This window comes from Hoyosella altamirensis (assembly GCF_014191505.1).
Taxonomy (GTDB): Bacteria; Actinomycetota; Actinomycetes; order Mycobacteriales; family Mycobacteriaceae; genus Hoyosella; species Hoyosella altamirensis.
The window spans coordinates 530,632-554,274 of the sequence record NZ_JACHWS010000003.1 but is presented as its reverse complement, the minus strand read 5'-3'; the positions used below and the strand labels follow the sequence as shown (position 1 = coordinate 554,274).

23 protein-coding genes are annotated in these 23,643 nt (G+C 62.1%); 11 read left to right on the top strand and 12 right to left on the bottom strand.

What is annotated here, in order from left to right; all coding sequences use genetic code 11:
• Window positions 1–207 precede the first annotated feature (207 nt).
• Window positions 208–585, top strand: a complete 378-nt coding sequence (locus tag FHU29_RS16625) for a hypothetical protein (protein WP_064439229.1) — start codon at window positions 208–210, stop codon at window positions 583–585.
• A gap of 24 nt (window positions 586–609) precedes the next feature.
• Here the strand turns inward: FHU29_RS16625 and FHU29_RS16620 are convergent, their stop codons facing one another.
• On the bottom strand, window positions 610–2,142 hold the full coding sequence (locus tag FHU29_RS16620) for a leucyl aminopeptidase (protein WP_064439228.1): 1,533 nt from the start codon (window positions 2,140–2,142) through the stop codon (window positions 610–612).
• Between the two features lie 107 nt (window positions 2,143–2,249).
• Here FHU29_RS16620 and gcvT point away from each other — a divergent pair, with 107 nt between their 5' ends.
• Window positions 2,250–3,395: a glycine cleavage system aminomethyltransferase GcvT gene (gcvT, locus tag FHU29_RS16615; RefSeq protein WP_064439227.1), complete on the top strand. Its 1,146-nt coding sequence runs from the start codon at window positions 2,250–2,252 to the stop codon at window positions 3,393–3,395.
• A gap of 23 nt (window positions 3,396–3,418) precedes the next feature.
• A complete protein-coding gene (locus tag FHU29_RS16610; RefSeq protein ID WP_064439226.1) occupies window positions 3,419–4,522 on the top strand; it encodes a branched-chain amino acid aminotransferase in 1,104 nt (367 codons plus the stop codon).
• A 31-nt stretch (window positions 4,523–4,553) separates the two neighbouring features.
• Here FHU29_RS16610 and FHU29_RS16605 read toward each other — a convergent pair whose 3' ends face one another.
• Genes FHU29_RS16605 through FHU29_RS16590 form a run of 4 tightly spaced genes read right to left on the bottom strand, consistent with a single transcriptional unit; the run spans window position 4,554 to window position 7,722 of the window.
• Window positions 4,554–5,354 (bottom strand): adenosylcobinamide-GDP ribazoletransferase, encoded by an 801-nt coding sequence (locus FHU29_RS16605; RefSeq protein ID WP_232322885.1) that lies wholly within the window; start codon window positions 5,352–5,354, stop codon window positions 4,554–4,556.
• Window positions 5,351–6,415, bottom strand: a complete 1,065-nt coding sequence (cobT, locus tag FHU29_RS16600; RefSeq protein WP_064439225.1) for a nicotinate-nucleotide--dimethylbenzimidazole phosphoribosyltransferase — start codon at window positions 6,413–6,415, stop codon at window positions 5,351–5,353. The genes FHU29_RS16605 and cobT overlap by 4 nt, the downstream gene beginning before the upstream one ends.
• Before the next feature lie 33 nt (window positions 6,416–6,448).
• Window positions 6,449–6,982 (bottom strand): bifunctional adenosylcobinamide kinase/adenosylcobinamide-phosphate guanylyltransferase, encoded by a 534-nt coding sequence (locus FHU29_RS16595; protein WP_064439224.1) that lies wholly within the window; start codon window positions 6,980–6,982, stop codon window positions 6,449–6,451.
• Window positions 6,983–6,996: 14 nt separating this feature from the next.
• On the bottom strand, window positions 6,997–7,722 hold the full coding sequence (locus FHU29_RS16590) for a DUF3043 domain-containing protein (RefSeq protein ID WP_064439223.1): 726 nt from the start codon (window positions 7,720–7,722) through the stop codon (window positions 6,997–6,999).
• Window positions 7,723–7,974: 252 nt separating this feature from the next.
• Between FHU29_RS16590 and FHU29_RS16585 the strand changes: the two genes are divergently transcribed.
• Both FHU29_RS16585 and FHU29_RS16580 read left to right on the top strand, forming a co-directional pair.
• On the top strand, window positions 7,975–8,325 hold the full coding sequence (locus tag FHU29_RS16585) for a HesB/IscA family protein (protein WP_064439222.1): 351 nt from the start codon (window positions 7,975–7,977) through the stop codon (window positions 8,323–8,325).
• A 211-nt stretch (window positions 8,326–8,536) separates the two neighbouring features.
• Entirely contained in the window at window positions 8,537–9,526 is a 990-nt protein-coding gene (locus FHU29_RS16580) for a carbohydrate kinase family protein (protein WP_064439221.1), read from the top strand.
• A 13-nt stretch (window positions 9,527–9,539) separates the two neighbouring features.
• On the opposite strand, the gene asnB is transcribed toward FHU29_RS16580, so the two are convergent.
• A complete protein-coding gene (gene asnB, locus FHU29_RS16575) occupies window positions 9,540–11,471 on the bottom strand; it encodes an asparagine synthase (glutamine-hydrolyzing) (RefSeq protein ID WP_064439485.1) in 1,932 nt (643 codons plus the stop codon).
• Between the two features lie 203 nt (window positions 11,472–11,674).
• On the opposite strand from asnB, the gene ctaC reads away from it, so the two are divergent.
• Genes ctaC through FHU29_RS16555 form a run of 4 tightly spaced genes read left to right on the top strand, consistent with a single transcriptional unit; the run spans window position 11,675 to window position 15,007 of the window.
• Complete coding sequence (ctaC, locus tag FHU29_RS16570; protein ID WP_064439220.1) at window positions 11,675–12,742, top strand: aa3-type cytochrome oxidase subunit II; 1,068 nt, start codon at window positions 11,675–11,677, stop codon at window positions 12,740–12,742.
• A 33-nt stretch (window positions 12,743–12,775) separates the two neighbouring features.
• A complete protein-coding gene (locus FHU29_RS16565) occupies window positions 12,776–13,192 on the top strand; it encodes a cytochrome c oxidase subunit 4 (RefSeq protein WP_064439219.1) in 417 nt (138 codons plus the stop codon).
• Window positions 13,193–13,250: 58 nt separating this feature from the next.
• A complete protein-coding gene (locus FHU29_RS16560) occupies window positions 13,251–14,261 on the top strand; it encodes a permease (protein WP_064439218.1) in 1,011 nt (336 codons plus the stop codon).
• Entirely contained in the window at window positions 14,258–15,007 is a 750-nt protein-coding gene (locus FHU29_RS16555; RefSeq protein WP_064439217.1) for a TIGR03943 family putative permease subunit, read from the top strand. Before FHU29_RS16560 ends, FHU29_RS16555 begins: the two co-directional genes overlap by 4 nt.
• Before the next feature lie 170 nt (window positions 15,008–15,177).
• On the opposite strand, the gene qcrB is transcribed toward FHU29_RS16555, so the two are convergent.
• The 4 genes from qcrB to ctaE all read right to left on the bottom strand — a co-directional run bounded on the left by qcrB (window position 15,178) and on the right by ctaE (window position 19,526).
• Window positions 15,178–16,821 carry a cytochrome bc1 complex cytochrome b subunit gene (qcrB, locus tag FHU29_RS16550; protein ID WP_064439484.1) on the bottom strand — a complete coding sequence of 548 codons (1,644 nt, stop codon included), beginning with the start codon at window positions 16,819–16,821 and terminating at the stop codon, window positions 15,178–15,180.
• Window positions 16,822–16,823: 2 nt separating this feature from the next.
• Window positions 16,824–17,972, bottom strand: coding sequence for a cytochrome bc1 complex Rieske iron-sulfur subunit (gene qcrA, locus FHU29_RS16545; protein WP_064439216.1), 1,149 nt, complete (start codon window positions 17,970–17,972; stop codon window positions 16,824–16,826).
• Window positions 17,969–18,856: a cytochrome bc1 complex diheme cytochrome c subunit gene (gene qcrC / locus FHU29_RS16540; RefSeq protein WP_083962167.1), complete on the bottom strand. Its 888-nt coding sequence runs from the start codon at window positions 18,854–18,856 to the stop codon at window positions 17,969–17,971. Before qcrC ends, qcrA begins: the two co-directional genes overlap by 4 nt.
• 61 nt (window positions 18,857–18,917) lie before the next feature.
• A complete protein-coding gene (gene ctaE / locus FHU29_RS16535; protein WP_074390751.1) occupies window positions 18,918–19,526 on the bottom strand; it encodes an aa3-type cytochrome oxidase subunit III in 609 nt (202 codons plus the stop codon).
• 220 nt (window positions 19,527–19,746) lie between these two features.
• Here ctaE and FHU29_RS16530 point away from each other — a divergent pair, with 220 nt between their 5' ends.
• Window positions 19,747–20,205: a hypothetical protein gene (locus FHU29_RS16530; protein ID WP_232322884.1), complete on the top strand. Its 459-nt coding sequence runs from the start codon at window positions 19,747–19,749 to the stop codon at window positions 20,203–20,205.
• Window positions 20,206–20,264: 59 nt separating this feature from the next.
• On the top strand, window positions 20,265–21,320 hold the full coding sequence (gene trpD, locus FHU29_RS16525; protein WP_183377592.1) for an anthranilate phosphoribosyltransferase: 1,056 nt from the start codon (window positions 20,265–20,267) through the stop codon (window positions 21,318–21,320).
• Between the two features lie 4 nt (window positions 21,321–21,324).
• Here trpD and FHU29_RS16520 read toward each other — a convergent pair whose 3' ends face one another.
• Together FHU29_RS16520 and FHU29_RS16515 are read right to left on the bottom strand one after the other, a co-directional pair.
• A complete protein-coding gene (locus tag FHU29_RS16520) occupies window positions 21,325–21,600 on the bottom strand; it encodes an Lrp/AsnC family transcriptional regulator (RefSeq protein WP_064439214.1) in 276 nt (91 codons plus the stop codon).
• Between the two features lie 42 nt (window positions 21,601–21,642).
• Complete coding sequence (locus tag FHU29_RS16515; protein ID WP_232322883.1) at window positions 21,643–23,409, bottom strand: DEDD exonuclease domain-containing protein; 1,767 nt, start codon at window positions 23,407–23,409, stop codon at window positions 21,643–21,645.
• Between the last annotated feature and the right edge of the window lie 234 nt (window positions 23,410–23,643).

Sequence of the window (23,643 nt, the reverse complement as noted above, 5' to 3'; positions counted from 1 at the left end):
CCTTCTACGGATGACGCGAATGTTTTCGCTGCTGTATGCCATCCTTGCATCACTGAACGGTCACCGCGCGCGCAGGGGCCATTTCAGCGGAGTTAATTCGAGTGCTCTGACTGCGCGGCCAGGCGGAGATGTCCGGTTTTCCAGAAAAGCGGTCTCAGTCAAATGTCCCAAGTGGGACTTCCATCAGATTCCTGGCAGCATCGAGATATGGGAATCTTCGAACGGATGCGCCGATCTTTCGGCGGCAGCGGCGGTGGGGGAACTGGGGGCCGGCTGCGCGGAATGTCTGACACCGACGTTGCGCACCTTGAAGCGTGGGTTGCAGAGCGCAAGGGCGTGGAAGCATTCGTTGAACCGGAGACGTTCGTCAACCAGCTGTCAGTCGTACTGATCGCAAAGGATGGCGAATGGACCCGACGCCGTGTCGGTGACGCGAAAACCGCGCGCAAGCTCGGTGAACGCTTGAGCGTGCCAATTTACGACGTGCAGAAGACCGGCTACCCGCAGCGAATGCGCGAGTACGACGAGCGTCAGCGGATACTGCAGCGCAGGGAACAGATCAAGCGGGATCAGCAGCCCTACTGACGCATCGTCAATTCGCTTTCACCGTCACCCGTTCGCGGCGATATCCTCGAGAACCGCGAGGAGTGTGCGCACGGGAACGCCGGTACCCCCCTTACTCGTGTAGCCCCACGGTCCTCCTGTGTTGTAAGCGGGACCAGCGATGTCAATGTGCGCCCACTCGGCGCCTTCCGGGACGAATTCCTTAAGGAACAGGCCTGCCGAGAGCATGCCTCCCCAACGATGGTTAGTGACGTTGGCGAGATCGGCGACCTTTGAATCAAGGTCTCGCCGAAGCTCCGGCGGAAGGGGCATCGCCCACCCGTTTTCTCCCACCTGCTGAGAAAGACCCGCGACGCGGTCACGGAACTCGTCGGTTCCCATCACGCCGGGCGTGCGGTTGCCGAGCGCAACCATTTGTGCGCCTGTGAGCGTGGCGGTATCGATTACGTAATCGGGATTGTCCTCGCCGGCGCGAACCAGGGCGTCAGCAAGGACGAGTCGGCCTTCGGCGTCGGTATTCAGAACTTCGACGGTGGTGCCTCCGTAGTGCGTGATCACATCACCGGGCCGTTGAGCTGTGCCCGAAGGCATATTCTCCGCCATGGGCACTGTGGCGATGACCGTCAACGGAAGCTCAAGCCTTGAGGCAAGCACAACCGTGGCGATGACGGCTGCCGCCCCAGCCATATCGGACGTCATGTTCTCCATGTTCGCGGCTGGCTTAATTGAGATGCCGCCAGTATCGAAGGTGATGCCCTTCCCAACGAGGGCAACGGTTTTCGCGCCCTTCTTGGCCGCACCGCGGTGTATCAGCCGGACCAGTCGAGGGGGCCGTGAGGAACCTTGACCAACGCCGACAATCCCTCCGTAACCGTCTTCCTCGAGTTTGGTCTCATCCAGCACCTCGACTGCGAGTCCAGCGGCATCGCCGAGCGCGCGAGCGCGGTCGGCGAACTCGCCAGGGAAAAGGTGGCTCGGGGGAGTGTTGACGAAATCGCGTGCCGTCGCGACAGCTTCGGCGATCGCGAGGGAGCGTTCAAGGGTGCGTTGCGACGTCTTAGATTTCGGATTCGGAACGATCATGTCAGCGCCTGCCAGGGGCGCGGAGTCCGGCCCCGGTCGCGACTTGGGTGATTTGAACTCATTGAACGCGTAGCCGCCAAGGAAGAGGCCTTCCACCGTGGCGCCCAGGTTGAGGCTGCCAAGAGTGCACGCCGCGCTCTGAACTCCCGCAAGCGAGCGCGCTGCAACACCAGCAGCCCGGCGCAGCCGTTCCGCGTCGACGGCCCCGTCATCCGGTGCTGGCCCCAGACCTACAGACAGAACGCTTGATGCCCGAATGGGTGTTGGAGCCGGAATTCGAGTCAGCTCGTCTGCCTTGCCGGTGGCGCCGGCGGTCAGTAACTGTCCAGACAGCAGTTCGCGTGTCGCCTCGTCAAAAGCTCCAGCGGCCTCGTCCACAACGGGACCGTCTTCGCCCTTCCAGACTCCGACTATGACTACCTCGTGGCGTTTGCCGATCTTTCCTGCGAGCTTGATCTCCGGTCCGAGCTGGCGTGACTTGCGATCCGCGCTCAAGGGACTCCTCACTTCCGCTTCTGCGACCACCGGGGGATGGTTTTTGATGCCTCACACACTCTTGCGGTTCGAGGCTACCGTTACGCGCGCCGGCTAGCGTTGGTCCGGTGACATCGGAATCCGTTTCCCCTGCTTCAGTTGCCCCGAGTGACACAGCCCTACTGCGCAGCCCGGCCCACGCGGTACACGCGAGCCTCGGTGCGACATTCGCGCCGTTCGCAGGCTGGGAGATGCCTGTCTCCTATCAGGGCGTGGTCGGGGAGCACAAGGCGGTACGCGAGCATGTCGGCGTGTTCGATGTTAGCCACCTCGGGAAGGTTCTGGTGTCCGGGGAGGGGGCGGCAGAATTCGTGAACAACAGCCTGTCGAATGACCTGCGCCGCGTTAGTCCGGGTAAAGCGCAATACACGTTGTGTCTCACCGAGGAAGGCGGGGTTGTGGATGACCTGATCGCCTATCTTGTCAGCGAGCGTGAGGTCTTTCTGATTCCCAATGCCGCCAACTCCGCTGAGGTGGCGCGACGTCTCGCCGCGAAGGCGCCAGCCGGAGTTACCGTTCAGGATCAGCACCGTTCTTTCGCGATTTTCGCGGTACAGGGACCGTGGTCGCGGGAAGTCCTGCTTGCTGAGGGGCTTCCGGTAGATATGTCGTACATGGCGTTTGAGGACGCCACATGGTCGGCGCTGTCGGGCACAGTGGTCCGTGTTTGCCGTACTGGATACACGGGCGAGCTCGGATATGAGCTTCTTGTTCCCTGGGAGAGCGCGGCGGATGCGCTCACTCGCCTCGTCGATTGCATCGCACAGCGAGGTGGCCAGGCAGCTGGCCTCGGAGCCCGGGACACGCTCCGAACCGAAATGGGTTATCCCCTTCACGGACACGAACTTTCGCTGGAAATCAATCCGCTGGAAGCGCGCTGCGGTTGGGCAGTCGGATGGAAGAAGCCTCAGTTTTGGGGTCGTGACGAGCTACTGCGGGAGAAGAGCGCAGGCGTCTCGCGGCAACTGTGGGGGCTGCGCGCGCTCGGCCGTGGGGTCCTCCGTCCCGGACTCACCGTCACTCACGAAAATCAGGTGATTGGTACCTGCACTTCAGGTACGTTTTCCCCTACGCTGAAAGCTGGAATCGCGCTTGCTCTCCTCGACGCAACAGCAGAAGTTGACGCAGGTGCTGAAGTGATGGTGGAGGTCCGCGGGCGGCACATGCCCTGCGCTGTGGTGCGACCACCGTTTGTCGTTCCTAAGACTCAATAGATTTCGCGATAGGATTTGCGCCCATGACAGCACTGCCCGAGTTCAGTCGCGTTCCGCACCCCTCAGCCCTTCCCGACGAGGAGCGCAACAACATACTCGAATCGCCGGGGTTCGGTCAGCACTTCACCGATCACATGGTCAGCATCGATTACACCGAGGGAAAAGGCTGGCATGACCCGCAGATCTTGCCATACGGGCCGGTCACACTGGACCCTGCCGCGATGGTGCTGCATTACGGACAGGCCATTTTCGAAGGCTTGAAAGCCTACCGTCAGCCGGACGGCTCGATTGCGTCATTCCGCCCCGATGCCAATGCTGCTCGCTTCAGAACTTCGGCGCGGCGTATCGCGATGGCTGAACTGCCTGACGAGCTTTTCGTTCAATCGCTGCGGGAGCTGATCGACGTCGACCGTGCCTGGGTCCCCGCGGCTGGCGGTGAAGAGTCGCTGTATCTGCGGCCCTATATGTTCTCCACCGAGGCCGGGCTTGGTGTAAGGCCTGCGAAGGAGTACAAGTATCTACTGATCGCTTCGCCCGCAGGCGCCTATTTCAAGGGCGGGATCAAGCCTGTGAGCGTTTGGCTGTCGACGGAATATGTTCGTGCGGTGCGCGGTGGTACGGGTGCAGCGAAGTTCGCTGGCAACTACGCGGCGTCACTTCTTGCCCAGGCCGAGTCGATTGACCACGGGTGCGATCAGGTGGTCTGGCTCGACGCGATCGAGCGGCGCTACATCGAAGAAATGGGGGGAATGAACCTGTTCTTCGTGTTCGGGTCGGGCGCGGACGCTCGACTCATCACTCCAGAGTTGTCGGGTTCACTCCTGCCTGGGATCACGCGAGACTCACTGATTCACCTCGCCTCCGATGCCGGTATTCCTGTGGAAGAACGCAAGATATCTGTCGACGAACTCAAGACGAAGGCCAAGAGCGGAGAGATCACCGAGGTCTTCGCATGCGGCACCGCTGCGGTGATCACGCCGGTCGGCAGTGTGAAATACCCCGGTGGCGAGTACGCAATCGCGGATGGCAACCCCGGTGAGGTGACGGTTGCGCTTCGCGACACACTTACGGGTATTCAGAGAGGCACTTTCGCGGACACCCGTGGCTGGATGCAGAAGCTGGGGTAGAGCGCGGGTGACCGTCGGCGGGTAGGCGGAGCTACCCGCCGACGAGCATTCCCACAGCGATCAGCACGACCGTCAACTCAAGGACTGCGCCAAGCACATCGCCGTTCAGGCCGCCGAATCGGCGCACGCAATGATTAGTGAACAAGAAGGTCAGTACCAGTGCGACAGCTATGACGATCGTGCCCTGATAGGGGCGGTCGGGCACGGCGACGATTGACACGAACACCGCAGCGATCAGCCAGGTCCCGATTATCGCCCACGATTGGGTCCCTGCGACCAGAGCGCCGAAACCTTCCGGGCGCGCGGAACGGATACCGGGCCGGCACGCGAGGACGACGGCGATGCGCGCTGTCGCGATCGCCACAACGACCGCGACGAGCTTCCCCTGTTCAGCTAGAGTGCCCAGCGCGAATGCTTGCGCCGCAAGGCAAAGTACCAGCGTCGCGACGCCAAACGGGCCTGAGCTGCCACTGTGCATTACCGCCTGAGCTTTTTCCGGCGGTCCGTAGGTTCCAAGTCCGTCTGCGGTATCGGCGAGTCCATCGAGGTGCATTCCACGGGTGAGGAGGGCGAGGAGTGCGACCGTCGCTATTCCGGCGAGCGGCGCAGGGACCTCAAGGGCAACCAAACCCCACAACGCGAGAGCGGACAGGACGCCGAGCCCCAGGCCGATGAAAGGGGACGCGGCGATCGCCCAGCTCCCCGCCTGACGGTCCGCGATGCGTGGCCCCCGGACGGGCAATATTGTCAACCACGAAAAAGCGGCACGGATCCCGTCGATGGCGGCACTTTCGGGTGCTTGCACCGAACGTCGCGAACGCCGATCCGTCACCGGTCACTCACCCCTGCCTCGTCGAAAGTCGCCATCTCTGCGAGCGTAGCGACCGCTGCCCGGATAATTGGCAGCGCAACTGCCGCACCGGAGCCCTCACCGAGACGCATCTGGAAATCCACTACTGGGTCGAGCTGCAACTGCCGCAATGCAAGCGTGTGCGCAGGTTCGGTTGAGCGATGACCCGCAATCCACCAGTCGCGTGCCCCAGCGGCCAGATCCTCGGCGACCATTGCGGCTGCTGACACTACAACTCCATCCAGGATGGCGGGCGTTCGGCGTACTGCGCTCTGTGCCAGGAACCCAGCCATTGCAGCGATGTCCGCTCCGGCTGCCGTTTGCAGGAGTTTGACGGGGTTGCGAACAGCAGGGCGCGCGCGCCGCATCGCATCACGAATCACTTCTGTTTTCCGCATCCAGGTGACATCGTCGATACCGGTACCGCGACCCACAGCTGCCACTGGCTCAGTCCGGGTGAGCGAAGCGATGAGGACGGTGGCGGGCGTGGTGTTCCCGATTCCCATGTCTCCAGCGATCAGCAAGTCCGCGCCGCTGTCGATTTCGTTGTCGGCGATCGCGCGCCCAGCGGCAATCGCGGTAAGCGTTTCCTCTTCCGTGAGCGCGTCCTCACGGTCGATACGGCCAGAGGATCGCCGCACCTTATGCCGGGAGACCGCCGGGGAAGTGTCACCGGAAACGCTCAGGTCTTCCACTCGCACGGAGGCTCCAGCTGCCCTGGCGAGAACATTGATCGCTGCTCCGCCAGCCAGAAAATTCAGGACCATCTGCTGGGTCACTTCTGCCGGGTAAGCCGAGACCCCGGTTTGGGCGACGCCGTGATCTCCGGCGAAGACCACGATTCGCGGGCGCTCGAACACGCGCGGCGGACTTTGCCCCTGGCACGCGGCCACCCACTCGCCGATCTCTTCGAGCCGCCCAAGAGAACCAGGTGGTTTAGTCAGCGAGCGCTGGCGCTCCTGGGCTGCCCGCCGCGACGGCCTGTCAGGCTGGGGGACCGAATCGAACACGGCGCGGGGATCCGGCTCAACTGGGGCTGACACCGGTCGTTGTCCTCCTCAAACTTCGCGCTGATTTCATTTCAGCGGTAAGGGGATTCCCGCTATGACCACAACTACTTTCTCGCACTTTTCCGCGAGGCGGCCGTTCAACACCCCGATGAGGTCGCGAAACATCCGGCCGGAGTGCGTGGGGGGAACTATCCCCATCCCGACTTCCGGTGTCACGAGCACGAGCGGCCCTTCATACAGGCACACGGCAGACACGAGATCGTCCAGCACATCATCAAGCGCCGTGGGGCCACTGTCCCAGGCTTGCCGTGCATCAATCTGCGCGGTTAGCCAGGTGCCGAGGTCGTCCACCAGTGTCGGCGCGTCGCGGTCGCGCCGCAGTTCCGCAGCAACATCAGCGGTCTCCACGGTGTGCCACTGCGGCGCTCGCCGTGCGCGGTGCGCCGCGATGCGCTCGTCCCATTCGCGGTCGTTCACCCGTCGCGGAGCGGTCGCGATGTATCGCACCTTGTCCGGTGAATTTGCCTGCCCCGCGATCAGTTCTTCGCTGTACCCGGACTTACCGGAACGCGCGCCACCTAGTACGAGTACACGGCCCATCGTTAATGCGCCGGTCAGACCGCATCCCCTGGGCGAACTTGCGGGCGTGGTACGCGAAGCTTACGGACCTGCGTCGCCCGGACGAACGCATACCAGCCGATGCTGAAGCCGGTGTCGTCGCTGTCCGGGTAGCGCTCCCGGATCCGGTTGCTGATCATCCGGCCGAGCATGATGCCTTCGATGATCATGAAGATGAGGAAGACGAGCATTCCGAGTGTGATCACGCCCTGAAGCTCGGGGGGCATGAAGAGCGTGAGCAGTACGAGCAGCGCCAGTGGCATGAAGAGCCCCGCCAGATTTCGTCGGGCGTCAACAAAGTTGCGCGCAAGCCGCCGAACCGGACCGCGGTCACGCGGGAGCAGGTAATCCTCTTCGCCGGACATCATCCGTGCGCGACGCTCTGAGGCACGCGCCCGGGTCTCGGCAGCAGCGCGCTTCTTCTCTGCCTTGCTCATCTTCGGCTCGTTCTTCTTGGCCGCCTTCAGCGCTTTCTTGCGTGCGCGTGCCTCGGCACGCGTCATGGGCGCTGGGGTAATGGGTCCACGACTACCTCGCGTGGCCTCATTCCGCTTCGGCGTGGGGCGGCCTTTCCCTGGGGTGTAACCGCGCCGTTCAGCCTGGTCAGCTGCGGCGCCGCGCGTCTCGCCGGAGCTTTCACCACTCGCTTCGGGACTGTGCTGTGCATCGCCCTCGCTGTCGCTCGGGGAATTCTGCTCGTTGCCACGTCGGGGGAACTTCACGCGCTACAGGGTATTGGATGAATGGGGCCGGACAAACCCGGTGCGACATGTGCCACGCCGTGCCCACCGCGGCTGTCCTCCGCCGGAACGTGGCGACTGTCACGCTGGACACGCTGACGTCCCGTCCGCGATAGAGCGGGGAATCTCACGGCCGCTCACAGCTGTGGGAATGTTCCTGAACAATGTACCGTTTAAGAGAGCACGGGTATATGTGCACGGCACGGCAATGATGTAGAAGCTGAGGGAGAACGCATGACTGTGCAGAACGAGACCGCCACGCAGGGTGTGACGCTGACTCCGGCTGCAGCTGCGAAGGCAAAAGCGCTGCTCGAGCAGGAGGGGCGCGAGGATCTCTCGCTGCGAATTGCTGTGCAGCCAGGTGGTTGCGCAGGCTTGCGCTACCAGTTGTTCTTCGACGACAGGACTCTGGACGGCGATCACACGCTGAACTTCGAGGGTGTCACGCTCGCCGTAGACCGGATGAGCGAGCCGTACCTTCACGGCGCGGTCATCGACTTCGTGGATTCGATCGAAAAGCAGGGCTTCACGATCGATAACCCCAATGCAACGGGCTCGTGCGCCTGCGGGGACTCATTCAACTGAGTTACAGCCAAGCTGGGGAACCAGGGCAGTAGGGACTGCCAAGGTCGCACCTCCCCAAAGTCGCACCCGGGGTGGTCTGGTGAATAAACCGGACCACCCCGGAGTGCTTTTCCGGCAATTCATGCTCTCTTCAGGGCCGTCGATCGCGGTACCGTAAGGCGTCGCGAGGACCTCGCGTCTAGCTACCCGTGGGCATGGAAAGGGATCATCAGTGGCGATCGCTGTGAGCGGTTCGATTGCAACAGACCACCTCATGACGTTTCCGGGGAGGTTTTCTGAGCAGCTCGTCGCGGACAAGCTGAACCAGATTTCGCTCAGCTTCCTGGTTGACGATCTTGTCGTGCGACGGGGAGGTGTTGGCGGAAACATCGCGTACGCGATCGGAGTGCTAGGCGGATCACCAGTGCTGGTGGGCGCGGCAGGCGGTGACTTCGCTGAGTACCGTGAATGGCTGGAGTCCCATGGTGTCGATTGCAGCGGTGTCTCGCTCTCGACGACCGCGCACACTGCGCGGTTTGTCTGCACAACAGACCTCGATATGGCCCAGATCGCGTCTTTCTACCCGGGTGCGATGTCCGAGGCCAAAGATACGTCCATCGCTGACGTCGTTCGCCAGAACCCGTCCATCGATATGGTGCTGGTCGGTGCGAATGACCCTGAAGCGATGGGCGTTCACACTGACGAGTGCCGCAAGCTGGGGCTTCCCTTCGCCGCGGATCCGTCGCAGCAACTCGCGCGGATTGATGGAGCCGCCGCCCGGCACCTAATCAAAGGTGCCGCGTATCTCTTTACGAACGAGTACGAGTGGGGACTGCTTCTTCAGAAGACCGGACTGACTGCGGAAGACGTTTCCTCCCAGGTCGACGTTCGGGTGACAACGCTGGGCGCCGGGGGCGTCGAGATCCTGCCTTCGGGCGGTCAGCGCATCCACGTTGATGTCGTGCCTGAACTCAAGCGTGTTGATCCGACCGGTGTCGGTGACGCTTTCCGTGCGGGATTCCTGACCGGGCGAGTAGCTGGCCTCGGGTTTGAACGATCTGCGCAGCTCGGCTGTCTCGTAGCTGTGCTCGTCCTGGAAACCGTTGGCACCCAGGAGTGGAACTGGAACCGTGACGAAGCTCTCGCCCGGCTCGCTGACGCCTACGGGCAGGACGCCGCAGCCGAGATCGGCGAAGCCCTTCCCGTAGGTGCCAGCGCATAGCGGCGGCGCACGCTTAGAGCGTCACGGGATACTGGTGGTCCTGGATTTGCGGCTTGATCCGCTTCTCCACGAAGATCCCGTGCCACACCATGAACGTAATAAGGGTCCACAACCGTCGACTGTGGTCAGCGATCCCTGACCGGTGTTCTTCCAGCATCTGGCCGACCGCTTGCAGGTTGAGAATGTGGTCAGCACCCGACTCCGCGATCTGGCTGCGCGCCCACTCATAAAGCTCAGGGCCGCGCAGCCAGTGGCGGATAGGAACCGGGAAACCAAGCTTGTCGCGATGAAGCACGTGTGGTGGGACAATCCCCTTGAGAGCCTGACGCAACGCGTACTTGGTCGTTTCGCGGGTGATCTTCTGCTTATACGGGATTCGCTCCGCCACCTTGAAGACCTCGGGATCCAGGAACGGCACGCGCAACTCGAGGGAGTTCGCCATCGTCATCTTGTCGGCCTTGACGAGAATGTCTCCGCGCAGCCAGGTGAAGAGATCTACATGCTGCATCCGCGCGACGGGGTCCCAATCCTCTGACTGTGCGTAGATCGGTGCCGTGACGTCCATGTGCGTCCACTCTGGACGGAAGTCGCGAAGCACTGCGCGCAAATGCGCGTCCTGGAAGCTGCGAGCGTTGCCGTAATAGCGCTCCTCGAGGGTCTGAGAACCCCGCTGAAGCAAGCTTTTCCCGCGCTGACCCTCGGGCAGGCGGTCTGACATCCGCGACGCTGCTCGGCGCATTCCCGGGGTGAGCGCGCTGAATGGGCGCAACGACAGCGGCTCCCGGTAGATGGTGTAGCCCCCAAAGAGTTCGTCCGCACCCTCGCCCGAGAGAACAACCTTGACGTGTTTGCGGGCTTCTCTGGCGACGAAGTAGAGCGGTACGAGGGCCGGGTCGGCGACTGGGTCGTCGAGGTACCAAACAATCTCGGGGATCGCCTGGGCGAACTCTTCGGGCCCCACGATCTTCACGACATGGCGCGCTCCGATCGCTTCCGCCGATTCGGCCGCGACATCCACTTCGGAATAACCTTCGCGCTGGAAACCGGTGGTGAAGGTAATCAGGTCCGGATTGTGGCGGATCGCGAGTGCGGCGATCGCCGTCGAGTCGATCCCGCCGGACAGAAACGATCCTACGGTCACGTCGGCGCGCATGTGCTTCGCGACGGAGTCCTCGAGAACGCGCGCGATCTCGTCGTACCGTTTCTGCGCCTCGCTCATGCCGCGCCCGAACGGAACAACCGGGAACCGAGGGGTGAAGTAGCGGGTGATCTCCGGTTCACCGCCGGGCCGGATCCAGGCGTACGAGCCGGACTCGAGCCGTCTGATGCCGGTGTGGAGCGTCTCAGGCTCTGGAACGTATTGCAGGACCAGGTAGTGCTCAGTCGCACGGGGATCGATGCTCAGGTCGATGTTCAGCAGGTCAGCAGCCTCGAGCAGGCTCTTCTTCTCGCTTGCGAATCCGAAACCGCCCGGACCATGGGCGATGAATAGGGGTTTGATTCCGAAGGGGTCCCGCGCGATGAATAGTTCACGCTTCTCGGTGTCCCACACCGCGAATGCGAACATGCCGCGCAACCGCCGCACAGCGTGGGCGCCCCAGTAGTGGAACGCGGCAACAATGGTTTCACTGTCACCCTCAGTCTGGAAGACCGCGCCGTGATCACGGCGCAGTTCCTCGCGAAGTTCGAGGTAGTTGTAGATCTCACCGTTGAAGGTAAGGGCGTACCGGTCGGGGTTATCGGCCGGACCCCAGCGGAGCGGCTGGTGTGAGTGCGCGATATCGATGATCGCGAGGCGGTTGAAGCCATAAGCGACGTCGTCGTCGTGCCATGTTCCAGATTCATCAGGCCCGCGGTGACGCATGCAATGCACCGCTTCGCCCAGTTCAGGTGCGATCGCCGCCGCGTTTCGGTCAGCAGTCAGTATTCCAAGCAGGCCACACACAGCGCTCAGCACCTCAATTCGCGGTTCCAGGGACCAGTCGGCCTCCTGCAGCGGGGCAACACTTCCGAAAGGGAGTATGCCGCAAACGTCGGTCACAGATGGGGCGACCCGAGCGCGCCGCTGCCAACGGCGTGGTTTACGCTGCGTAGTATTCGGACTCAGAATGTGGATGAGTCCGCAGTAGGTGTGGCAACCAGGAAGGCGTGAACGTGGCACACGGTAGTCAGCGTCGGATTGCGCGGCGGACTGGGCTAGCGGCGACTCTCGGTTTCGCTGCCGTGCTCCTTTCGGGCTGCTCCATTGACAATGCTGTTCTGCGATTCGGCTGGCCATCCGGGGTAACCCCGCAGGCCGAGATGATGCGCGAATTGTGGACTTGGTCGGTGGTCGCTGCTCTCGTAATGGGTGTGTTGGTGTGGGGCCTGACATTCTGGACGGTCACGTTCCACCGCAAGAAGAAGGATTCCCCCGATTTCCCAAGGCAGACTGCCTACAACGTGCCGCTAGAACTCCTTTATACGGCGGTTCCGTTCGTGATCATCGCGGTTCTGTTCTACTTCACCGTAGTAGTGCAGAACTTCGTGAACGACAAGGAACACGGCCAGGCTGAGGTTGTTGTCGACGTCACGGCGTACCAGTGGAACTGGAAGTTCGGGTACCGGACGATCGACATGCAGGACGGCACTCCCTCGTATGACGGGGAGGATCTGGAGACCCCGCAGGTCATCGCAGCCGGTCAGGAATCTGACGAGGAGGAGGACTACGGTGCGATCCACGGCACCGCGAAGCGCGACCTCTCCTACCTTCAGTACAACAAGATCGAGACGGTGGGTTCGAGCGAAGAGATCCCCGTACTCGTTCTCCCGACTAACCGTCGAATCGAATTCGTCCTGAACTCGTCCGACGTAATCCACTCCTTCTGGGTGCCAGAGTTCCTCTTCAAACGCGACGTTCTCCCTAACCCAATCGAGAACCACTCTGATAACTCGTTCCAGATCAGCGAGATCGAGCGGGAAGGCGCGTTCGTTGGCCGGTGCGCAGAAATGTGCGGCACTTACCACGCGATGATGAACTTCGAGGTGCGTGCCGTCAGCCCTGAGCGGTTCGCCGAGTACATCGAGTTGCGCAAGCCGACCGAAGACGGTGGCGAAGGGCTCTCGAACGCCGAAGCGCTCGCAGCGATCGGTGAAGAACCCGTTTCCATCACGACGGTTCCGTTCGAAACCCGGCGTGAGGTCCAGACCGCCATCCCGTTTAGGGCCGAGAACTGACGCTGACCATCCCGAGCGAGGACGATTACTGACATGAAGATCGAAGCGAAGCTCTTCGAGCTGTTGACGGTTTTCTTCATCATCGTGGGCATCATCTACGTGGTGTTCACCAATATTTCCCGTGCAGGTCTCGAGTGGGTCGGCATTACAGCGATTGCCCTCTCCGCGGGCCTCACATTGATCGTGGGCACGTACTTCCGCTTCGTTGCTCGCCGCATCGACACACGGCCGGAAGACTATGACGAAGCTGACATCCAAGACGGGTCCGGCGACCTCGGATTCTTCCCGCCGCATAGCTTCTGGCCGCTACTCCTGGGACTAGCGGCGGCGGTCACCGCCGTTGGGTTCGCTTTCGTCCAGTGGTGGGTGGTTGCAGCTGGCGTAGTCGCTATTCTCGTTGCCACCGCCGGTTTGGTCTTCGAATACCACCTCGGTCCTGAGCAGCACTGAGCAGCAGCACAATCCGCCCTGGAGCAGAGTTTCGGCCCAGGGCGGATTTGCCGTTTCTGTGGACGGCAGCGAACGGGCGGGAACCGTTCGTTTCAGGTCGTTGTACCTGTTCGCGGCTGCACTTCTCGCGCTACTCGCCACGCATGAGTGGATAGCGGGTCATTTCGCGGGCAGTCCGCGTCTCCTCGCCGCGCTGACGGTGTTCGTTGCAGTCTTCGTCCAGGCGACGCCATTCCTGATTGTGGGAATTCTGCTCAGCGCGAGCATCGCGACTTTTGTGTCGCCGCGAATCCTCCAGCGAATTCTGCCCCGTCAGCGTCACGCTGCCGTGGGAGCCGCTGGAATGGCCGGTCTGGCTCTGCCGGGCTGCGAATGTGGCTCGGTGCCAGTCGCACGCCGCCTGATCGACCAAGGCGCCCCCAGCGCGGTCGCGCTGACCTTCATGTTGTCGGCGCCGGCAATCAATCCTGTCGTCCTCGTCTCGACGGCGGTGGCATTTACGGGGTATCCCGAGATGGTGGCCGCGCGATTTGCTGGCTCTCTTGCTACGGCCCTGATTGTCGGCTGGGTGTGGATGGCCATCGCCAAACCCCACTGGATGAGGGACGCAAGTAGCGAAATTGCTCCAGGATGCTCGCACGGTGACCCCCGCGGGGGACGCGCACAGACCTTCACCGCCGCCGCTCGCCATGACCTCATTCAGGCGGGCGCCTTCCTCGCGCTCGGCGCCGCAATCGCAGCAGTTCTGCGGGTTTTCGTTCCTGACCAGGTCTACGATCACATCGCCGGGAACCTGCTGATTGGCGTGCTAGTGATGGCGGTGCTAGCTGTCCTGCTCGCACTGTGCTCCGAAGCGGACGCGTTCGTCGCGGCGAGCCTGACGATGATGCCGCTAATGCCCCGCCTAGTCTTCCTTGTGGTCGGACCTGCCGTAGATGTGAAGCTCATTGCTATGCAAGCCGGCACATTCGGTAAGGGTTTCGCTGGCCGATTCGCACCGCTGACGTTCCTGATTGCGGTCATTTGCGGATGCGCAGCAGGTCTGGTGTTCCTCGGGGCAAACGCATGACCCGAGAAATGCAGAACGCGTTGCTTCTCCTGTTCGGCTGCGTGCTGATCAAGATAGTGGTTGCTGACATGCACGTTCGGTACGTTCGCGAAGATTTTGGGCCGTTCCTTCTAGCGAGCGGCGTGGTCGTAGCTGGATTGGCTCTAGCTGGCATGGCCCAGGACTTTCGCGCGCTCAGGCGTTCACAACACGACCACAGCATCGATGCTGGACGGGCAGGGCGGGCGGCCTGGATGCTGAGCGCTCCTGTCCTTCTGCTCCTGTTCATTCTGCCGCCCCCCTTGGGTCCGGAAACTATGGTTTCGGCTAGCGGACCGGCGAAACAGGTATCACTGCGAAGCGCACCGGCGATTGCTTTCGACCCGCTCCCGGAAGATTCGGCTCCGGCGCTGAGCATTCTGGAGATTACGAGAAGGGCAGCGTTCGACACCACCGGTAGCCTAGGTGGCCGTGAGGTAACGGTTACCGGGTTCTGGCTCGCTGCTTCTGAATCGCACCCAGAGCCGTTGCTGGGTCGGATCAGCATCATTTGCTGCGCGGCCGACGCACGACTCGTCAGCATCCGTTTGAGCGCCATCAACGGGACCCCCCTCGAAGTGGCCGCCGACCACCAATGGTTCGAGGTGCGTGGCGAGGTGACGCCGGGCAGCGCGACCGAACGCAACGGTTACATCCCGCACCTTCGGGTGACGGCCGCTCGTGCGATCGACCCACCGGCGAACACTTACGAATACCCAGGCGGCTGAACCTCCGGCCAGGCTCGCGGAAAGAGCGAGGCAGACTCACGCATAGCGGGACAAACTCATTGGAAACGTCCTACGAGTATGTCCCGTTAGTGGGGAAGGTGTGCACGAGGGGCCAACGCGAACGGGGTTCCAGCGAATCGCTGGAACCCCGTGTCGACCGGTCTGCTGACCTAGTGGTGGCCGTTGCCACCATCGATGTTGCGTTGTTGTAGTTCGCGCAGGGCACGTGCGTGCTCGACGTGTGCTTGGTGTTCCGCACGTTCGAGGGCCTCGTGCTCGTCCTGCGGGTCGGCTACTAGCAGACCGCCGGAACCTGGCTTGCCTGCAGAACCGAGCTGGTTCATCCGCTTCGGGACAGCTGCGCCCTGGTAGGGGAGCGGGATCGGATGGCCGTGCTCGTCCACCGGTCCTAGCGGCTGATGCAGCTCGATGTACTCGCCGTGGGGGAGCCTCGTGATGATGCCGGTCTCGATACCGTGCTCGAGAACCTTGCGATCGGAACGCTGCAGGCCGATGCACCAGCGGTACGCGATGATGTACGCCAGCGGGGGCAGAACGACCATACCGATACGACCAGCCCACGTCGTCGCATTGAGCGAGATGTGGAACTTGAACGCGATGATGTCGTTCATAGCCATCAGGAACAGCACCAGGTAGAACGCCAGGGCCATGGCACCGAGCGCGGTGCGGACCGGGACGTCACGTGGACGCTGTAGCAGGTTGTGGTGGACGTCGTCCTTCGTGAGCTTCGCCTCGATGAACGGGTATGTGAAGAGCAGCGCGAACACGACACCCAGAATCACGGCAACCCAGACAACCGACGGGATCATGTAATTCCCGAGATAGATATCCCACCCTGGGAAGATGCGCGCCATTCCTTCGGTGAAGAACATGTAGAAGTCAGGCTGGGAACCCGCAGAGATTTGTGACGGGTTGTACGGGCCGAGATTCCAGACCGGGTTGATCTGCAGCAGTCCGCCCATGAGCGCGAGGATTCCGAAGATTACCGCGAAGAAGCCACCCGCCTTGACACCGAAGACGGGGAGAACGCGGACGCCGACGACGTTGTTCTCTGTGCGCCCAGGGCCGGGGAACTGAGTGTGCTTCTGGTACCACACGAGCGCGAGGTGCGCCGCGATGAGTGCCAGCAGAATGCCGGGAAGCAACAGAATGTGCAGGACGTACGCGCGCGGAATGATCAGTTCACCAGGGAAGTCCCCGCCGAATGCCAGCCAATGGATCCACGTACCAACCACAGGCAGCGAAAGCATGATCGCCGAGGTGATGCGAAGCCCGGTGCCGGACAGCAGGTCGTCAGGGAGGGTGTAGCCGAGGAAGCCCTCAGCAATGGTGAGAACCAAGATCAGCGAGCCGATCACCCAGTTCGCTTCACGCGGCTTCCGGAAACCGCCCGTGAAGAAGATCCGGAGAAGGTGCATGATGATCGATGCTGCGAACAGCAGAGCGGCCCAGTGATGCAGCTGCCGGACGAAGAGCCCGCCGCGCACCTCAAAGGAAAGGTTCAGCGTGGTTTCGTAGGCCTTCGACATCTCAACGCCGCGCATCGGCTGGTAGACGCCCTCGTAGGCAATGTGCGCCATGGAGGGGTCGAAGAACAGCGTCAGGTAAACGCCGGAGATCAGAAGGATGATGAAGCTGTAGAGCGCAACCTCGCCAAGCAGGAATGACCAGTGGGTGGGGAACACCTTGTTCATCTGCCGCCGCATACCAGCAGCCATGCGGTAGCGGTCATCCATGTTGATTGCGGCACTGTTCGCTTCGGCTGTACTGCGCGCCTTGAGCGCTTGACTCATGCTCATGATTCCAGATTCCTGTAGCCAGGCCGTTCCCAGAACGCTGGGCCGAGCGGTTCGATGAAGTCGCCGTTGGCGACCAGATAACCCTCTTCGTTAACTGTGATGGGCAGCTGCGGAAGAGCACGGGTAGCTGGTCCGAAGACCGGCTTGGCGTACTGCATCACGTCGAACTGTGACTGATGGCAGGGGCACAGGATCCGCTGTGTCTGCTGTTCATAGAGCGACGTTGGGCACGCGAGATGGGTGCAGATCTTCGAGTATGCGAAGAAATTTCCGTAATTGAATGTTTCCTGACCCTCGCGTCGGACCGCCCGGTTGGCGTCCTCGGCGCGCAAATGGATCAACATAACTGCAGAATACTCGTGCCGGAACGACTTGAGCAGCGCGTCGTGATCTCCCCGCCACGATTCCTTGAATGGAAACACAGTTTCCATACCGCCGGCATCGATGTCTTCGGGACGAACCAGGGCAACGTCAGTGATGCGGCCGGTATCACGGCGCAGGTAGACAGTTTCGCCCGGATAATCAGGCGTCCACAACGATCGCCACAGGGGGGAGTCGTCCCGGTCCGCCCACGGGTTTTTGACCATACCGCCGACAAGGCCGACCGGAGCAGCGACTGCAAAGGCGCCGATACCGAAGGCTGCGCTCCACTTGATCATCCCGCGGCGGCCGATCGTGGACGTGTCATAAGCATCACGAAGCAGCGCGACCGTCGTCTTCTGATCGACTTCCTCTGACGGCCCGTCGTGCCGCTGCTGGACCGCGATCTCCTCAGGGATCATCTTCTTGGCGATCAGCACGACCGCGATTCCGATGCTGAGGATTGACAGGCCGAATGTCAGACCATAAAGCGGCGTTGTCAGGCTATAGAGCGCGTAGCCCTCTTCGCCTATGGTGCGATATTCCCACGGCCAGAACACGAAGATCGCGACGAAGGCAAGACCCGAGAGACCGGCCAGCGCGAACCAGAACGCTATCTGACGTTCTGCGCGCTTCTCGGACTTGGAGTCTTTGATGGGCCAACGATTGCGCCGGTAGATGACATCAACATCATCCAGATTGGCACCGAGCTTCGCGAGCTCGTCCTGGCTCAAATTGGCCAGTTCCTCCGGCGTGGGGTTCTGCTTTGGATCCCCGCTGCTCATGACCTTGCTCCGATCCACATTGCGGCGCCGATAACTACTGCTGTTCCGAGGACCCACATCGTCACACCCTCAGAGACGGGGCCGAAACCGCCGAGCCCATATCCACCAGGGTTGCGCGGCTCGTTGACCGCCTTGACGTACGCGATAATGTCGCGCTTGTCCTCAGGCGACAGCTGGCGGTCGGAGAACACAGGCATGTTCTGCGGGCCAGTCAGCATCGCTGTGTAGATATCGGGTTCCGGCACACCGACGAGTTCAGGTGCCCATTTGCCGGCTGACAGGGCGCCGCCCTGGCCGGTGAAGTTGTGACATGAAGCGCAGTTCTGGCGGAAGAGTTCGCCACCGCGTGCTGGGTCGTTGCCACGCAGCGAGGCCGTTGCGACTTCGCCATCGGCATCACGTGGGACGATTGGACCGCCGCCATTCGCCTGGATGTATGCACCGAGAGCGTCAATCTGACGAGCCTCGAACTTGGCAGGCTTGCGCAGCGCCTGGGCCTCGTTGCGCATCGCAGGCATGCGACCGGATGCGACCTGGAAATAGACGGAAGCTTCGCCCACACCAATAAGGCTCGGGCCACGGTCTGGCACGCCCTGCAGGTTCACGCCGTGGCAGGTGACACATGACGTGTCATACAACTGCTTTCCTTCGCGAATCAGAGCGGCACTGTCCTCTTGGGCTGTAGCGATCTGTGGTTCAGGAGTGATCGCGGCGGCGATGACACCCGCGCCGACAAGACCCATCAAGAGCATTACTGCTCCGGCGGCGCGCCTGCGCAACTTGCGTGCGCGGCGCTGCTGGCGCGGCGAGATTCCGGGCGACTTCTCGGGAACGCCCGGTGCACCGCCGAAGTCGTCGGCTGTGGGTGGTGGAGATGAGCTCATCGAGATCCCTTTGGTATCGGGGGACGGGCTGGACGGGGCTGGTCTTTCGGCATTTCGGTGACTATTGAATGAAGTAGATCGTCGCGAAGAGCGCGATCCACACGATGTCGACGAAGTGCCAGTAGTACGAGACGACGATCGCTGCGGTGGCCTGCGCTGGAGTGAACTTGCTCATCTTGGTGCGCGCGATGATGTAGAGGAACGCGATGAGACCGCCAATGACGTGCAGGCCGTGGAAGCCCGTCGCCATGTAGAACACCGAGCCGTAAACGCTGCTCGACAGGGTGGTTCCCTCATGGACGAGCTCGTAGTACTCGTAGCCCTGTCCAAGGACGAAGAACAAGCCCATGAAGAAGCTGATCAGATACCAGCGCCGCAGGCCATAGACGTCGCCTCGCTCGGCCGCGAACACGCCGTACTGGCAGGTGAACGAAGACGCCACCAGGACGACAGTGATCGTCAGCGCGAAGGGGATGTTGAGGTGCGTGGGTGGCGGAGGCCACTCCGTCGCCTGGGCACGCGATACGAAGTACATCGCGAACAAGCCCGCGAAGAACATGAGCTCGCTGGACAACCAGACGATAGTGCCCACGCTGACCATGTTGGGGCGGTTCAGCGAGTGCACACGCTGTGTGATTGCCGTTCCTGAGGTCCCTACTGCGCTCGTCACAATTGGAAGTATGACGCCCCGTCGTAAGAAACGTGCAGCCGGGTCCGGTATTTCGTTTCAAGGGTAGATGTTTTCCCAGGTCGCGGTCGTTTCGGCGGCACGCTGGTAGTGTCTTTCGGAGTGTCGCGCCCTGCAAAGCATGTGTCCGATCGCCGCTATTGGGGCGGGAAAGCCGATGCATGCTGACGGGTGACGTCTGGACGCGGACAGGAGACGCACTATGTGGCAGTGGATGCGCAGCGCTCGGTTACGCAACTGGCTGGCGGCGCGCAGCAACACGAGGGAGCTAGATCCAGAGCAAGCGAACCTTGTGGTTGTCGCGGAAGCTTTTGACCCCTCCGAGTCGTGCAGTGCCGTCCTGGCCCGCGCGAGTTTGACGCGTCCGGAGTGGCGTGAGACTGACCCGGTGGTTCTCCGCCATCATCTGGCTTTCCGCAGCGACGCCCAGGAGGCGGCGCAAATCGCGGCGATCGATGGATACTCAGTCGCGACTACAGCGCCGCACCTGTCGCGGTCGGGTCCAGCACCCGAAACTGGCGAGCAACTGATCGTGCTGCAGCGTGTGCAGAAGCTGTCGGTGCTTTCTTGCTCGCAGGAAGCTTCCCGGATGGCGAGTCTTGCGTCGCGCCTCGGCGGACAGTGTTACGGATGGGACGCGCTACAGCCGCTCCGTGATTAGAGGCGGTGGGTACTAAGATCGGCTGGACTCTGAAATTGATCGGCAGGAGAGGCTTCGTTGTGACGTCGCGTGATGCTCAGTTCAGCTGGCCGCTAGTTCTCGGAGCGCTAACCGAGGGGCAGGATCTTTCCTCGGCCGCCACCGGCTGGGCGATGAACGAGATCATGTCGGACGAAGCGACGCCCGCGCAGATTGCGGCGTTCGGTGTTGCCCTCAAGATGAAAGGCCCCACAGCCGAGGAACTCGGCGGTCTCGCCGATGTGATGCTGTCGCATGCGCGCTCGGTCCCGGTGAGTTCCGAGGCCGTCGATGTAGTGGGCACCGGCGGTGATCGCTCTCATACCGTGAACATCTCGACTATGTCCTCGATTGTGGTCGCTGCGGCCGGGGTACGGGTAGTCAAGCATGGGAACCGGGCGGCATCGTCGCGCAGCGGTGGAGCGGACGTACTTGAGGCTCTCGGTGTGCGGATCGATCTCGGTCCAGACGCGGTTGCGCGTTGCGTGGATGAGGTTGGGATCGGGTTCTGCTTCGCACCCGTCTTCCACCCGGCTTTGCGGTTTGCCGCTGCTCCGCGGAAAGAAATCGGAATCCCGACGGCGTTCAATGTGCTGGGGCCGCTGACGAATCCTGCGCGCCCTCGTGCGGGCCTCGTTGGCTGCGCTTTCCCGTCGCTCGCTCCCGTCGTGGCCCAGGTGTTCGCCAATAGAGGACATTCCGCGCTCGTTGTGCGCGGCGACGATGGGCTCGACGAAATCACGACCAGCACGACCACCACGGTGTACGCAGTAGCGGATGGCGCGGTGACGACGACCACCTTCGATCCACGGTCTGTGGGTATTCCTTACTCGGACCCGGGGGCGCTGAAGGGCGGCGACGCCGAGGAAAACGCGCAGATCGCCCGGTCGGTTTTCGCCGGAGAGCGCGGGGCCGTACGTGATGCCGTCATCCTCAACTCTGCGGCGGCGATTGCAGCGTTCAACGGAGTCGGTGACACACAACTCACGGATGCGATCGCTTTAGGCGCAGAGCAGGCAGCGCGCGCGATCGATACAGGGGCTGCAGCGGATTTGCTTGCGCGCTGGGCGGAGCTCACGCACCGGATCACCGGGTAGAGGCTCATTCTCCGATCGAAAACCCGGCCTCGACATCCGCACGCGCGTAAGACTTGAACGCTATGTGCGTGCGGGTCGTCTGAACTCCCGGAACCTTGGCGATCCGTTCGGTGACAACGTGCGCGATATCTTCGTGACTGCGCACCCGGATGATCGCGATTAGGTCGATGTCGCCGGCGCATGAATACACCTCGGTGACGCCCGGCAGGTCGGCAACTTCCTGGGCGGTCTCCGGGATGCTATGAGCGTCGGCGTGGATGTGAACGATGACGGTGATCATTCGCTGACTGTATCGCTCAGGCTGGTGCTGGGGCCGCACGGGTTATCCGGGGAATGAGTGCGCCTCGCGGGCGCTCGATCGCGCCCGCTTGCACCACGCGAGGTGCTTGCCCGCACCGTGGGCGGGCTCGCAGTAGCCGTGCGTTGTCCGCACAATTCGTGCGCCAGGCTCGCTGAGCCACTTAATGAGCAGCCCGACCTCTTCGGGGTGGGTACCGCTCAGTGGCGTTCCGTCAGGAATCACTGTTTCCGCGGTGTGCGTCAACAGGTCGACTAGCTGTAACGGCGATGAGCCGCGGGGGGCGAGCCCCGCCGCCGCGAGACGTCCATGCCGGATGATCGCCAGCTCCCAGCCCCCTTGACCATCGGGCCGCCCCGCCACGATCTCCTCGATCAAAGCAAGGGCCGATATCCGGTGACTGCGGTGCAGCGCGAGCCCGAAGTTTGCGGCCCTGTCACGTAGCCGGGCAGCGGTTTCGAACTTCTCATCGACAGCGAGCTGGGCAATCCTGTTCTGCAGTTCAGTGAGGGGGTCGTCACGCATCCCTGCGAGCACTTCGGCAACCCGAAGCGCGGTGGCGCGATATTCAGTGGCAGAGAGCAGGCCCTCTCGTGCTGCTGGGCAGCCACCCACGGGGGCTGGGGGACAGTGCGAACCATGGCGATCACGTTCCGTGAGTCGACGAGTGCAGGTTCGCAGGCCTGCACTCTCCGCGAGTGTGAGTGCCGCATCTGTCGCGGTACCTCGGTTTGGGAACGGGCCGATCGAATGGGGGCGTGCCGTCCGCGTCACGGATAGTCGCGGGAATGGCTCGTCTGTCAGCGTGACCCACCACGCGCGCCGCGGCCACTTCGACTTCCGGTTGTATGGAGGCGCGTGAGCGGCAAGTAACCGCAACTCGCGTACGCCGGCTTCGAGGGGGATAGAACAGGCGACATGGTCGACGCCTTCCGCGAGTGCCACCATTTCCCGCATGCGGGTCCGCTGCTCCGACCCGGTGAAGTAGGACCGAACCCGGGTACGAAGGTTGGTGGCGGTTCCGATGTAGAGCGCTTCATCCGAAGGTCCACGGAAGATATAGACGCCTGGCGTTTCCGGGAGGTGGCGGGCAAGGTCGCGTTTCTGGCGCACAACTGAGGGGACCGAGGGGTAATACTCCGTGAGTTCCCCAAGACTATGGATCCCTTTGTTGCCGACCCTTTCAAATAAGGCGTGCAGAACGTCTACTGTCGCCCGGGCGTCGTCGAGTGCCCTGTGAGTGGGGCGGTGCGGCACGCGAAAAAGGTCAGCCAGTGCGGAGAGCTTGACTGACGGAGCCTCGTCTTTGGAGAGGATCCGCCGGGCAAGCTTGACAGTGCAGACAGGTTGCGGGAATGACCAGCCAAGGTCACAGCGCTGCGCAGCCGCCTTCAGGAAGCTCATGTCGAAGCCGGCGTTGTGGGCGACCAGGACTGTGCCCCGCGCGAACTCGAGAAAGCTGGGCATCACCTCGCGGATCGTCGGCGCTTGGTAAACCATCGCGGAGGTGATGCCCGTTATCTGGACAACGTAGGGCGGAATATCGCGCTCTGGATTGACCAGCGTCGCAAACTCGCCAAGCACCTCGCCACCCTGGATCTTCACTGCACCGATTTCCGTTATCTGGTCGTTGTCGGAGCTCCCGCCTGTGGTTTCGAGATCCACGACGACGAAGGTGATGTCACGCAACGTGGTGCCGAGTTCCTCAAAACTCAGCTGCGTTCCGCCGCTACCAGATGCGATCGAGGCGGGGCTCTGGCGACTTGGCGCGAAGGTGGAAACCGGACTCACGCGGTCAGATTAATTGTCACCCCTGACAATTCGAGCCAACGCGTAGAAGAACGCGCCGGCACAGGCACTGGAATGCGCGTCGTAGTGCACAGCAGAACGGACACCCGCCCGAATCGTCCGAGTGCGTCATTGGGTGCGAATCTTCGCATGTCGGACTCAGCAAGCACTCAGCAAGCACTCAGCCAAGAAGTGAGAGAAGGGTCACAATTTTCTTTTTGTGTGATCCTTGCACCC